Raw genomic sequence first — 14863 nt, 5'->3', positions numbered from 1 at the left:
CTGGAGCGAGGGTAGATCGACGTCACGTACAGGTTCGAATTCCGAATCCGCGCAAAGACGGAGATGCCCGTTTTGCACGGCTTCCTCCAGCTCTGTTTTCTTTCGAGCACAGGCGGGTACGGCAGTTGGTGCCGGGACGCCAGCTACGCAGGCCACGGTAACCGATTACGGTATCGAGCGGATACGCAAGCTCGCTCACTTTGTTAGCTGATTGCTGCCGAACAGGTAGACTCTTTCGTCGTCGTGATCAGATCAATTCGTTTGTTCCGCTAACGGCATCGTTTCTGGTGTCAGTGCTGAGCCACGTCTGGTGCTACTGGTGCGACGAGATCGACGTTTGTTGACTTCCGGCGGAAATCGCGGGCCGGAGTTCGTCGCATTGACGAATCGATTTTGTGGCTGTTGGAGCGACTGTGTTCAATTCGCGGCATGACATTTGTTGAGAATCACTCGATCCAGCGTATGCGAGTATCCCGGCAAAACGCACTGAGTGAGAACGACATATGCGCCGCGTCATGCGCGAGATCGAAAAACGGCACGTTCAACGGGAAACGGCCAAACAAGCAGCCATCTTCGATCGCGCTTCACTGAAAGAGAAAGGCCACCCGCCTTGGCTCAAGGCGACTGCCTGGCTCATGACCGTGGTGATGTATTTCAGCCCGGCCGTCTTTCTCGCCGATCAAACCGCGCACGCTGCACCCATCACCGATCCGCGCGCGCCGATTCCGTTCCAACCTTCCGTCACGCAGACCAGCGCGGGCGTGCCCGCTATCAATATCCCGGGTGCCAATGCAAACGGGATCAGCGTTGGACAATACCAATCGTTTGATATCGATTCGCGAGGTTTAGTGCTCAATAACAGCACCGTCTCAGGTACGGCGCTGTTGGGAGGCACGTTGGGCGCTAACCCGAACCTGAACGGCCGACCCGCGACGACGATCATCAACCAGGTCACGACCAACAACATCGCGACGCTGAACGGGCCGCTCGAGGTCTTCGGCTCGCCAGCGGCTGTCATCGTCGCGGCCCCCGGCGGTATCTCCGTGAACGGCATGGCGCTGACGAACGTTCCGAGTCTGACGCTGACCACGGGCACGCCGCAATTCTTGACGGGCGTCGGTGGCACTGCAACCGATTTTGCACATGCCGGCGCCGTGGCTTACGACGTGCGCTCGGGCAACATTTCAATCAACGGGCCGGCGGGTAATGACGGTACGCCCGGCGCAGGCATTGAAGGCACCGTGGGCAACCTTGACCTGGTGGGCCAAAGTGTCACCCTCAATGCCCCACTGCGCGCGGATCAGCGCATCAACGTGGTGACTGGCAACCAGCTCGTCACGCCCACAGCCAGCGACACGACCGGCACCACGTATGGTGCTGCGGCGAACGGCACCGCGAATACCGCCGCGGCCGTCGGCAAGACCGTGGCGGTCGATGCGAACCAGTATGGCTCGGTCACGTCGGGCACCGTCTATATCGTGTCCACGGCGTCCGGAATGGGCGTGAACACGCAAGGCCCGCTGTCGGCAACGGCCGGCAATGTGGTCGTCAACGCCAATGGTGACGTGTCGGTTGGTCAAACGTTCGCGAGCCAGAACGTCGCGCTGACTAGCTCAGGCAACACGACCATCGGCGGCACGGGGCTCGCGAACCAGAACTACACGGTCAATGCGAACGGCGACATCAACGCGCCGGGTTCGGTATCGGCTGGGCAGAACGTCTCGATGACGGCCGGCGGCAATCTGAACGCTGCTTCGGTCGCAGCCAATGGCGCGGCCAATCTCACGGCCGGGCAGTCGATGACTGTCGGTTCGCTGACGGCGCATGATGTCGCGTTGCAAACGATCAATGGCGACTTGACGGTAGGCGGTCTGAGTGCGCCCGGCATGATATCGGCCAAGGCAGGGCGGGATCTGACCGTCAACGGCGCGGTCTTGGGCGGCAGCACCGTCGCGCTCAGCGGCGCGCGCAACGCGACCGTGAACGGGCAGGTATCGGGTGTCGGCGACACGACGATCGCCGCGCAAACGGGTTCGGCGACCGTCAACGGCAACGCGCAGTCGAATGCTGCGCTGTCGGTGACGGCCGGGCAGGACGCTGCTGTCGGCGGCACGGTGCAGGCTCAGGGGCCAGTGACCATTGCCACGCAAGCCGGCTCGATCACGGGGCAAGGGAGCGTCACTTCCTCGCAAGGCGCGGTGAATCTGAACGCGGGACAGGCCATTGCTCTGAACGGCGCCGTGCAAAGCGGCAGCACGATCAACGCGACGGCCGGCACGAACGCGAGTCTCGGTGGCACGGTATCGGCGCCCGGCGCAGTGACGATTCAGGCGGGGCAGGACACGACGCTCGGCGGCAACGTCGTGAGCGGCGGCAATCTGAGCGTGACGTCGGGCGGCAATACGAGCGTACAAGGAACCGCCGCATCCATTGGCGACATGACGCTCGCGGCAAACGGCGGGTCGCTCTCGACGATCGGCAATGTGGTATCGCTCGGTGCGCTGAACGCTAACGGCAAGCAGGGCGTGAGCCTCGGCGGCACGGTCTACAGCAGCGGCAATGCCTCGATCGGATCGAGCGCCGGCAGCGTTTCTGTCGCGGGAGCCGTTTCGACGCCGGGCACGGTGAACATCAATGCTGGGCAGGACGTGACCGTAGCCGGCAGCATCCAGAGCGGTCAGAATACGACGATCGCTGCAACGCGTGATGCGAACTTGAACGGTGGCGTCGCGGTTAACAATACCGGCAACGCGAGCGTGACGGCGGGCCGCGACATCAATGGCACGGGTGGGCTCAGCGTCGCGAACGACACGACACTCAATGCTGGGAATAACGTTGCCATCTCGGGCGCAATCCAGACCGGGAACAATCTGAGCGCGACCGCTGGGCAGAACCTAGCGCTGGGTGCAACGACCGCGGTCGGCACCAGCACGCTCACGGCGACCAACGGCAGCGCGACGCTGACTGGCGATGCACTGTCGGGTGGCGCGACCACGATCACGGCCGGTACGGACGTCAACGCACAAGGCAGCATCACGAGCCTGGGCGATCTGAGCGTGAATGCGAAGGCTGGCAATCTGACGGCCGCCGGTCCGGTGGCGACGGCCGGCAACGCGACCGTGAGCGTGGGCCAAAATCTGACGCTCAACGGCCAGATGATCGCATCGAAGAATGCGAGCCTCACGGCGGCCAACATCACGACGCAGGGCGTGGCGGCCGGTGGCAATCTGACTGCGACGGCAACGAATAATCTCGACACGTCGGCGGGTCAACTTAACCAGCCTTTTAGCGCAACGGCGCCGGCGCTGTCGGTGGGCGGCAACGCGACCCTGTCGGGCGCGAACGTGACGACCGCAAACGCGGTCGTGGGCGGCACGACGAAGATCACGGGCTCGCAGAGCGTCACGACGGGGGGCACCGCCGCCTTCAAGGGTGACGCGACGCTGGCAGGCGGCACGGTCAATAACGTCGGCAGGCAGATGGCGGCCGGCAATCTCAACGTGTCGGGCACGACCGTCTCGAACTCGGGCAGCTTGTCGTCGCTGCGGACGGCGAGTGTCACCGCGACGAACCTCAACAACTCGGGGACGATCTACGGGCCGGCGGCGAATTTCAATATCTCGGGCGCAACGACCAACTCAGGCAGTCTGCTCGCGACGAATGCGCTGAATCTGACGACGGGGAGCTTGAGCAACACGAACGGCCTCATCTTCTCGGGTGATGTCAACCGTCCGACCGCCCCGATCGGCAACACGACAGTGACGGTCACGGGCGGCAATGGATCGTTCGACAACACGAACGGCCGGATTCTTGCGCAGAACATCGCGACGCTGAATCTGCCAAACCAGACGCTCGACCCATCGGTAGCCAGTTATGGGACGGTCAATGGCGGCAACGGCCTGGACCTGTCCGCGCAGTCGGTGAGCAATTCCGGGACGTGGACGTTGCCGGGTACGGCCGTCACCGTCTCGACGACCAACGGCATCAACAACGCCGGCACGATCAACCAGGGCACGGGATCGCTGATCCTGAACGGTGCGGTCGGCAATACGGGCGCGATCAATGGCAACGATCTGACGATCAACGGATCGCTGGCGAACGCGGCGAGCGGGACGGTGACGGCGAATGACGCGTTCACGCTGAACGGATCGGGAACGAATGCGGGCACCGTCCAGGCCGCCAACACGTTGACGATCTCCGGCACGAGCTACGACAACTCGGGCGGTACGACGAAGGCTGGCAACAGCAATAGCCCGGCAGGCAGTGGCAACGCGACGATCCAATTGTCGGGGGATCTGGTCAATGCAGGCGGCAAACTGACCGCGCTCAACGACTTGTCGATCAACGCGAACAATGTCATCAATTCGACCGCGACGAGTGGTGGCACGACGACCACGACGAGCACCACGGTCACGAATTCGCCGCTCATCATGTCGCTGGTGGTCGGGACGGATATTTGGGATCACAGCGAGTTCTACGGATCCGAAGGCGGTTATTGCTGTCAGGTCTATCAAACGCCGCAGACCGTTACGCTGGCCGATGCGTTGTCGCCGACGGGGGCCACCAACGACCCCAACGTACCGAATAGCACGCCTGTGGCAACTAGTGGGTCGGTGACGTTTGTGCAGGTGAACGCGCCGACTGGAAACAGCGGCACGGGAAATCCCACCACCGCAAATCTGTGGTTTGTCCAAACGCCGAAAAACAAAAGCGCGGCGCTCGCGACCAAGACCGTGGTCTTGCCGACGGTCACGGAAACAACGACGACCACGGGTGGCGTTGCTGGCGCGGCGTCAACCATTGCCGCCGGCCACAACCTGAACCTGACGGCCAATGCTCTCCAGAATCAGGGTGGCACCGTAAGTGCGGGCAATGATGCCAACCTGAATCTTCAGTCGCTCTCGAATGGGGGATCGACCTACACATCGACCGTGACGGACACGGTTGACCTTGCATCGATCAACCGGTTCCTGTCGCAGGCGCCCTCGGCGATCTCGATCTGGAATGACTTTTTTGGCCCGGTGGGCGCGTTGACGCTTGGACCGTATCCGGGCGACTACCTCGATCCGTCGGGCATCAAGCTTAGCCCCGTAGGCGGGGTGACGCCGCTGTCCACGTCGTCATCGGTGACGGTGCAAGGCGGAGCAGGCCAGATCATCGCGGGCCATAACCTGAATCTGGGCGGCGGCAATCTGACCAATGCCGGGACGCTTGCCGCTGGTAACGATGTAACGATCCGGTCGGCCAGTTTCACGAACCAAGGCGCAAATACCGGTTCGAAGACCGTCACGGCTGGCTGTGCGTCCGGGTTCTCGGGATGTAATGGGTCGACCACGACCAATCCGAACTCGGAAACCTACAGCTACCAGCAGACCAACAGCAACGTGACGGCGGGCAACAATCTCGTCATCGCCGCCGATCAGGTCGCCAATACCTACGGGAATCTGGTCGCTAAAAACACGGTCGTCATCGGGGGCGCAGGCACGACGGTGGTCAGCCCGACGCAGACTACCAGCGTGACCAATACCTCGGGCGCGATCGAGGGGAACGACGTCACGATCAATGCAGCGACGCTCACGAATACGATTGCCGCGCCGGCGCAGGTCCACCAGAACTACGGAACTGCAACACCGTTTACGGGTTGCACGAGCAACTGTGAAGCGTATGTTGATGTGCAATCGGCGAGCCCTGCAACTATCACCGCCAATCACAACGTCAGCCTGAATGCAGGCACGTTCAGCAATACTGGCAGCGTCGTGACTGCCTTGAACAACGTCACGATCAATGCGACGAACTCGGCACACTCGGACAATCAGTACCTGTCCGCGTATTGGGCCAGCAATCTGACGCACTACAACGCGTCCTATCCGGCATGGGGCTGCGCGAACAATCCGGCGCTGTGCCAGCAACTGTACGGGAGCGCGTACAGCAACGGCGCGGCGCAAGATCCGGCCGGGCTGCCGTCATCGGTCGGAATGTCGGACTTCGTGCCGGGCACGATTCAGGCAGGCAATACGCTGTCGGTTAATTCGCCGACGCTGACCAACACCGGGAACGTGATTGGTCAGCGCGTCGCCCTGACCGGTTCGCAGCTGGTGAACGGGATCACGAACCCTAACGTCTATACACCGCCCCCGGTTGTATCTGGCCAGGTCGTGTCACTCGGTCCGCAGGCTGTCCCTGGCAGCGTGGCGACGACGGTCAACGCGGCGGGCTTCGTGACGAATCTCAACGGCCAACGCACGTCGGTTACGGGTGCCGCCGGTTTGCCGCCAAATACGCCGGTTGGGGTAGAGACGATCGGCAAGCCCAAGGCACCGAGCGTCGCGCAGACGATTACGCCGACCATCAAGACGGTTCAGACAATCTCCGGTGAAACGGTCACGGCGACTTATCTGACCAACAACCCGGCTGCGCAGGTCGTCAACTCCATTTCGTCGGCGTCGCTGATCGCCGCCCTGCCATCCAACCTGCGGCCGGGTAGCGTGCCGTTCTACTACGATCCGTATACCGAGAACCAGCAGATCGAACAGGCCGCGCTGCAAGCGACCGGCAAGAGCAGTTTCTACAGTACGCCGAACGCGACGGACAGCACGAGCCAAGCGTCAATCAACAATGCCGACAAGGCGGCGTTGTACGGTGCCGCGCTCGAGTATGCGAAGCAGAACAACATTGCGCTGGGCACGCAGTTGAGCGACGCGCAGCTTGCGCAGATCAATGCGCCGATGCTCTGGTACGTCGAGCAGACGGTGCCGGAGCCGGGATGCTCGGCGATTGGCGGTGCAGCATGTCCGACGGTGCAGGCGCTCATGCCTGAAGTGCTGTTGCCGAAGAACTATGCGGTCGTCAGCGCCGATGGCGAAATTACCGGCACCAACGTTGCACTCAATTACGCGAACAGCATCCTGAATACCGGGGCCGTGTCCGCGCAGAACCTGACGGTAAACACGCAGAGCCTCACGAACGAGCAACGGTCGACCAATGTCGGCACGATCTATCAGGAGGTCGACGGTGGGGTCGCGGTAACGACGGGCACCGTGACGCAGCAAGGTGGCTTCATGTCGGCGATGAACTACGACATGAACGTGCAAAGCCTGAACCAGATCGGCGGAGCCTTGCAGCAAATCAACGCCGACGGCAGTGTCAATCAGGCGGCGACGCAGCAGATGCTGGCGAACCTGAAGGGCCAGCTTGGCAACCAGTTCACGCAGTCCACGGTAAGCAACAATCTGCACACCGACGTCATTGAGGACGGCGGTATGGGGCCGATCATCGTTGTGCAGATGGCGATGATCGTTGCGATCTCGATCCTGACGGCGGGTGCGGCGTCGGCGGCCGTGGCCGGGATGCAAGTGGCCGCGGCCGATGCGGGGATGGCGACGCTGGCGGCCGGCGGCACAATTGCCGAAGCAAACGCGGCGGCCGGTATTCTGGCAAGTTCGGCGTTCGCGGCTGGTGGAGCAGCGAATGCTGCGATTGCAGGTGCGGTTGCTGGTGCAGTAGGTAGCGCGGCGAACGACTTCCTGTCGAACCTGTCGTTCAATATTACGGATGTCGCGAAGGCTGCGGCCGTCGGTGGTCTGACGGCGGGGCTCACGGATGGCCTGACGCTGGATGGCAGCGGCCTGGGCTTTAGCGCAAGCGGTTCGCCCAATAGCATTGCGTCGCTGGCCGGCGTGCAGAACCTCGGAAACACGTTGGTGCCGCAGGCGGGCGCGTCGACAGCAGGTTCGCTGCCGATGCAAATGACAGCGCTGGCGGCAGATGCGGCGCTTCGTGCGGGGATACAAACGGGGATCGAAGGCGGTAGCTTTCTGACGAATCTACGCGATAGCGCGGCGAGCGATGCGGCGGCTGTTGGTGCCTATGCAATCGGTAACGCGTTTAATGATAGGACCGGTTTCTGGACGACGAGCAATCCGCTTTATGTTGCTGAGCATGCTGCACTCGGCTGTGCCGCAGGTGCCGTGACAGGAAAAGGATGCGCAGGTGGTGCGATCGGCGGGGCCGCCAGCGCAGTACTTTCGCCGCTTGTGTTGGGTACGATTGATCCGACGCATGCGCCGCTTGATCAGGCACAGATCGCCGCACTGGCTGCATTCGCGACCCTCGCAGGTGGTGGTCTTGCCGGACTCGCCGGTCAGAATGCGCTGGCCGGTGCGACGGCCGCGCAAAACGAGGCGCTGAATAATAGTAGTGCGGGCGACCACTGGGGCGACAAGAACGAGAGCGAGGCGCAGCGCGCGCAAGATGAACTACACAAGCAGCAAAGTAAGGAGCGAGCCCAATTCGGCGAAAGTTCGGTCGTCGATGAAGGAAATGGCGTTAGTGTCCTAACCCCAAATCCGATGGCGTTCGGTGGAGCCAAGAATACGATCGCACCACCGCCGAATACGTACGCCGTATATCCATTGGGTGCGGGCGCTGCCAGCGGTCCATTGCCGCCAGATTATGTTACGGTTTCGCGATGGGTATCTCCCTCCGAGGCATCACTGTGGGTTCAAAATCAAGGAACAGCAATTCCTTCCGGGATACCGCAAAATGGAACACCGCAAGTCTACGTGACTACCGCGGGAGCACCATATCCTCCGGGCGCAAAGGGGACCGTGCGAATCGATTTCGCCGTGCCAAGTGGTATGCTGCAACCCGGAAATGCATCTAATAATTTCCAGATATTGCAACCGTCGGCGAGCCGGCCGATCTACAACGTTAAAATTAATGTGCCGAATGGCGTGATTCTGCCAAAAGCTAAGTAGGAGGTAGGCATGCGAGTTTCTTCAGATTTCGGAATTGTGGTGCGCCGCAAGGCTTTGGAGGAAAAGCGAGTGGATTTGTCTCCGGTCCTTGCTGAATTTCACTTTGAACGATATTTTGACCAATCAAATGAATTAATCTCACTGGGGCCGTTTTTCGGCGGCGATGCAGCAGATGACTGTATGAGAACGCTTGAGAAGCTTGGGCTTAACTACATAGACGACTTTTTCATTTTTATGGGCGATTTCCCACAATGGTGTCGGTTCGAGGTATTCGCGCTGCCATTATGAGAGGACAAGGTGGTGCGATGAAGTGGCGTGTTGGTGTGTCATGTGGAAAGGCGCGTCTGGCCAAAAACTGAAATGACGATCCGGATTTGGGCGGCGGTTGCTGGCGTAGCCACGCCGCGTCTAGGGCCGCGGGGTGTTGCGAACGCGTGACGCGTAAGGTGCTGGATTCGGCGCGATTGGTTGGGCGACAAGCGTGGTGCTGTCGCCGCTGGCGCTCCGCACTTTGAGCAGGCTCTGTGCGGGAGCTGCTTCGTTCTAGATTCCGTACCTCGCGGTGCGTTGATCTTTAACCAAGTGCGTGCGCCGAGCTCGAAAGGCGCGTCGGGGCGAAAAACTGGGATAACGAACTGCATCTAGACCGCCGTTGGCGAAGCCGCTCCGCATCTATGGACGCGGGTATGCGAAGGCGAGCGCGCAGGGTGCTGATGCGTTGCCATTGGCAATGACAACGCATACCGTTCTGTCGCCGATGGGACCGATCAAAAACATACAAGTTTGTAATCCTTATTTAATTGCAGGTGATATGCAGCCGAGAAGACTCTCTCAGTACTTGATCGTTGCTTGGGCAAGTCTTGCAGGGGCGGCCTACGCGGCTGGCATCGTACCGGACGGCGGCACCGCGACGTCGGTATCGCCCGGCGCGGGCGGCCGGCAGAGCGTCAACATCGCGCCAGCAGTCGCCGGTGTCTCGAACAACACCTACTCGTCGTTCAACGTCTCGAAAGCCGGTGCCGATCTAAACAACGTCGGCATCAATGCGCGCACGATCGTCAATCAGGTCACGAGCACGAACCCGTCACTGATCCAAGGCAACATCAACGTGCTTGGTCCGCGCGCGAACGTGATCTTGGCAAATCCGAACGGGATCACAGTCGACGGTGGAAACTTCACGAACACGGGCCACGTCGTGTTATCGACCGGGCAAGTTGGCTTCAGCGACGTGACGATCGCTCCGGGCGTGATGCAACGCAACGTGGTGCTCACCACTGACCGCGGCGCGATCACGATCGGTCCCGGCGGGCTGTCCGGCACGTTGGTGAACCTCGATCTGATCGCCAAGCAATTGAGCGTCAATGGACCGGTGACCAACGATTTCACCAGTTCGACGGGCGGCATTCGCGCGATCGCCGGCGATAGCACTGCAACGTATGACACAAGCTTCTCGCCGTCCGACAACGGCCACGACTGGCTGATCGGCACGTCGTCGCCCAGCACAAAAAGCAACGCCGTCGCGGTCGACATCACGGCGGCCGGTGGCCTGACGGCCGGCCGCGTGCAGTTGATCGTAACCGACCAAGGGGCGGGCGTGCACAGCCTTGGCAAGATCTACGCGAACGCCGGCGACGCCGTTGTCGCGGCGAACGGTGACATCACGGTCGCCGACGGTTCCCTGAAGGCAGAGCGCGATGTCGTGTTGACGACACCCGGTTCCGTGTCGCTGCAGGGCGCACAGGTGACGGCGGCGAACAACGTGAACGTCCACGCCGGCAATATCATGCTGTCCGACGACGCCACCGGCCCTGCGACCGTGAGCGCAGGCAACACGGTCGATCTGACGAGCAGCGGCGCGATCACAAACATCAGCAGCCTGATCCAGGCCGGCACCACCGCGAGCGACGGCACCACGATCGGCGGTGACGTGATCCTTACCGCCGCCGGCGACATCACGAATCGCTCGAGCGCGAACAATCTCGGGATCGTGTTTGCCGCCAACGGTCAGACCAAGCTGACCGCCGGCGGCAACATCATTAACGAAAACGCCCGAATCGTGTCCAACGGCGCCGTGAGCCTCACCGCAGGCGGCGACGTGCAGAACATCATCGACCATACTGGCGGCACGAACGGCGGCCAGCCTGCCGCCTATTCTGATCGCGGCGGCAGCTTCCTGTTCTTCACGCATACGACGAGCGGCTTCAATGTCGACTACGGCACGATCGGCAACCCCGACCAGCTTTCGTTGATCGCGGCGACGAAGGGGCCGGTGACGATTTCGGGTCGTAACTTCACGAATTCCGGTGGGATCGTTCAAACGAACGACGGCGACATCAACATCACCGCGCGGGACGCGTTCACCAATGCCGCCGTCTTCACTGGGCAGGCGAGCTATACGCGCAGCTGCTGGATCTTCTGCCACGCGGACGCGTCGAGCAACGTCACGCCCTACGGCGGCACGATCCAGGCTGGCGGCAACATCGGCATCAAGGCCGGCACGGCCGCTCGCAACATTGGCGGCAACGTCTTCGCGACCGGCGACATCAAGGTCGACGCGCCGATCACGTACGCCCAAGGCGTGACCGGCTATTCGGCGATCAACCAGCATCGCGGCTTCAAGGCATTTTTCGGCAGCACGTGGGCACAGATCATCGCGATGGACGTCGGCGGCGGCTTCACCGCGAACGGCAGCGTGACGCTGACTGGCGATGGCGTGATCGATGGCGGCTCGTTCAGCGGCGGCAAGGGCGTCTCGGCGGCCGGCGGCATCACGACCGTACGCGCGCCGTCGCGCACGCCTGTCCATATTGACCAGCACCTGGGCCTGACGACGTGGTGGTGGCGCTGAAATGAATAAAACGCTTCTGAACGTGTTTGGTCTGGTGACCGCCGGCTTGCTTGTGACACTCGTGATTGTCCTGGAGACGGCCCCACGCCCGCAGGAAAACGCCGCCCTCGCGGCAGCAAAGACGGCAAAGGCGAGGTGAGGATGCGAGTATTGCTGAAGCTCTGGCTGGGGACATCGGTTCTGGTTGTCTGCGTTGCATGGCTCGCCTATCGTCCTGTCCATGCCCAAACCGTGCCGTCGGGCGCCAGACCTGTCCAGGACCCGGCGCAACCGATCATTGAGCAGCAGCGCGAGCAGGCGCGACAGCGGCAGCTCGAGCAGCCGCCGGCTTCCATTACCGTTGCGCTGACGTCCGAGACAACGCTCGATGTTCCGCCGGACACGCCTGTGAACGCAATTGCCGAATCCGGGCCGACCTTTGCGGTGAAGCACATCGCACTGCAGGCGCCTGACGGCAGTTCGTTCGAACCGCCGCGCGGCGTTTCAGAGACGCGGCTCGAGGCCGCCGTCGCACCGTTCGTTGGTCAGGAGCTCGGTTCGCACCGAATCAATGTGCTGCTGAAGCGGATCACGGACGTATTCGTGGAGCGCGGCTTCGTGACGACGCGCGCGCTGCTCGGCCCGCAGAATCTGTCCACCGGCACGCTGAAGATCACGATTCAGGTCGGCACCATCGAAGCGTTCGCGGTCAATGGCAAACCGATTCACCGGCTCAAGACGGGCGAAGCATCGGCGGGCGGCGGTTGGTTCACGGACGCCGGCTACGAGAACGCATTTCCGGTAACGTCCGGCGATCCGCTGCGCCTGCCTGATATCGATCAAGGCGTCGCGCAGATCAACCGCCTGCGCCGCAACCAGGCGACGGTGCAAATCCTGCCGGGCCAGAATCCCGGCGAATCGATTGTCGACATTGGCAATAAGCCGGGCGATCGCCTGTACTACACGTTGGGTGTCGACAACTACGGCAGCTCGGCCACGGGCGTGACGCGCTATCGCGCCGGCGTCGAGGCCGACAACCTGCTCGGCCTGCAGGAGTCGTTGAGCGTCAATTTCCTCGACAGCCTCGACAGCAATGCGATCGTCGGGTCATTCGCAGTGCCGTTCGGCCGTCACACGTTCAGCTATACGATTTCCGACTCGGAATACCAGCAGGTGATCGGCACGACCGCGCTCGAATACGGCCGCACACTGTCGCACATCTTGGGCTGGAATTATCTGGTGAGCCGTAGCGTGAGCGACATCACGAGCGTCGACGCGACGGTGTCCTGGCGCCGCACCGACCGCGAGGTCAACGGCATCGACCTGGATCCGCAGCGCGTGGCCGTGCTGCGGCTCGCCGGCAACTGGCTGCACAAATTCGTGATGAACGACGCGCAGGGGAATTTCACGCTCAACGGCGGCTTGTCGCAGGGCTTGCCGTGGTTCGGTGCGAATCACGATCCGCACGGCATCACGCGCGACGAAGCGCACAGCCAGTTCACGAAGGTGGATGCGACGGCTGCGTTCACGCTGCCGCTGCCGAAAATCGGTCCTGCGCTGGTCGCGTACAAGGGCGTGCTGGGTGGGCAATATACGAACATGGCGCTGTTCGGATCGGAGCAGCTGTACCTTGGCGGCATGGACACGATACGCGGCTTTCGCTCCGGCGAAGTCGCCGGCGACCGCGGCTTCTACTCGCGCAACGAACTCGCGTGGGTGAACGCGCCGGCGTGGAAGGACGGCCGAATCGAACCGTATGTGTTCGTCGACGCGGGCAAAGCCAGCCTGATCGCGGTCTCGGGTTTCCCGACGCTCGCCGGCGCGGGTGCGGGGCTACGTGCGCAATGGCAGTGGCACAAACAGATGCTCTCGGGTGAGCTGATGGTTGGACGCGCACTGACGCAACCGACCGCCCTCGGCCCGAAGGCGACGCTCGTCCTGGGCACGGCGAACTGGCTGTACTGACTATTCCCCTGTGTCCTAACTTCATCCCTCCGAGAATCAGGGCACCTTTGCGCGGCAGTGGATTGCCGCGCCCTTTTTATTCGATGTATGGAGAAACGATCATGAAAAAGACGCTGAACCGCGTGCTGATCGCTGTAGCTGTTGCTGGAACGTTGGGCGGAACGGCTTATGCACAGACTGCCGCCTCATCTCTGCCTGCGGGAGTCATCGCAACAGTTAACGGCGCGGCGATCACGCAGGCGGAAGTCGATGCGGTCCTGCGGGCGTCACGCCAGCCGGATACTCCGCAGCTGCGTCAGGCGATCAAGAGTCAACTGATTGCACGCGTACTGATCCAGCAAGCTGCGGAGAAAGCGGACTACGGCAGCAAGCCCGAAGTGAAGCAGGTGATGCAGGTCGCGAAGGCAAACGCCGAGACGCAACTGTTTCTGAAGGACAACGTGAAGCCGGAGCCGGTGACGGACGCCCAGATCAAGGCGCGCTACGACGAGATCGTCGCGTCGCTTGGGAAGGACGAATACAAGCCGCGCCTGCTCCTCGTGAAGGACGCTGCGACGGCCGCGACAGTCTTGAGCGAACTGAAGGCAGGCAAGTCGTTCGATAGCCTGGCACGGCAGTACAGCCTCGCAACGAGCCGCGATGTCGGCGGGCAGTTGCCGTGGGTAAGCTTTAAATCGCCGGCGATGGAGGGTAAAACCTCTGGTCTGCCGACGGTAATTGCGCAGGCACTGGAAAAGCTGCCGGTCGGCGCCGTCACGCCTGAATCGATTCCAGTAGACGGAGCAAGGGCAATCGTAAAGCTCGATGCGAAGCGGCCGACGCACGTGCCGGCCTTCAATGAGGCCAAGGCGACGATACAGAAGCAATTGCAGGCACTTGCGCTGGAGAAGGCGAGTGCAGAGCTCATTGGCGGTCTGATGAAGAACGCGACGATCCAGCAATAGAGACCTCGTCGAAGGAGGCGCGTATGGAGACTCAAATCTCAGACGAAGAGCGCATTGCACTAGAACAGATGTCGCCGCGTGTTCAATCATTTCTCGGCGAGATTGGTCGTAGTGGCGTGTCCGACACGGCGTTCAAACTGGCCCTTCTTATAGTGCCGATGCTTCGCGTCGGATCATGGCAGAGGGTGTTCCTGGGAGAAGTCGCCAAACGCGCAGGCGTATCGCGAAGGGATGCAACCATCGCAGTCAGCGAGTTAGTGTGCCTGGGCGCGCTCAATCGCCGGCAATCTGGAAGCGCTGCCTGCCGGATCGACTCGTTTCGACTTCGCGAGCGATTTTGGACGCGCGACTGCAAGCCGACGTCGTCCCCG

General features: G+C 61.9%; 6 protein-coding genes. All 6 read left to right on the top strand.

What is annotated here, in order from left to right; translation table 11 throughout:
* Positions 1–515: 515 nt before the first annotated feature.
* The 6 genes from BSE24067_RS10150 to BSE24067_RS10125 all read left to right on the top strand — a co-directional run bounded on the left by BSE24067_RS10150 (position 516) and on the right by BSE24067_RS10125 (position 14492).
* Entirely contained in the window at positions 516–8756 is an 8241-nt protein-coding gene (locus BSE24067_RS10150) for a two-partner secretion domain-containing protein (RefSeq protein ID WP_244130420.1), read from the top strand.
* A gap of 9 nt (positions 8757–8765) precedes the next feature.
* Positions 8766–9044: a hypothetical protein gene (locus tag BSE24067_RS10145; RefSeq protein WP_151062970.1), complete on the top strand. Its 279-nt coding sequence runs from the start codon at positions 8766–8768 to the stop codon at positions 9042–9044.
* Positions 9045–9567: 523 nt separating this feature from the next.
* Positions 9568–11604, top strand: a complete 2037-nt coding sequence (locus BSE24067_RS10140; protein WP_151062999.1) for a two-partner secretion domain-containing protein — start codon at positions 9568–9570, stop codon at positions 11602–11604.
* Between the two features lies 1 nt (position 11605).
* Entirely contained in the window at positions 11606–11743 is a 138-nt protein-coding gene (locus BSE24067_RS10135; RefSeq protein ID WP_170297420.1) for a hypothetical protein, read from the top strand.
* Positions 11744–11745: 2 nt separating this feature from the next.
* A complete protein-coding gene (locus BSE24067_RS10130) occupies positions 11746–13548 on the top strand; it encodes a ShlB/FhaC/HecB family hemolysin secretion/activation protein (protein ID WP_151062971.1) in 1803 nt (600 codons plus the stop codon).
* A 101-nt stretch (positions 13549–13649) separates the two neighbouring features.
* Positions 13650–14492: a peptidyl-prolyl cis-trans isomerase gene (locus tag BSE24067_RS10125; RefSeq protein WP_151062972.1), complete on the top strand. Its 843-nt coding sequence runs from the start codon at positions 13650–13652 to the stop codon at positions 14490–14492.
* Positions 14493–14863 lie beyond the last annotated feature (371 nt).

The sequence above is a fragment of the Burkholderia latens genome, from assembly GCF_902499045.1.
Classification (GTDB): domain Bacteria; phylum Pseudomonadota; class Gammaproteobacteria; order Burkholderiales; family Burkholderiaceae; genus Burkholderia; species Burkholderia latens.
The sequence above is the reverse complement of the archived record's forward strand: the minus strand, read 5'-3'. Positions and strand labels throughout refer to the sequence as shown.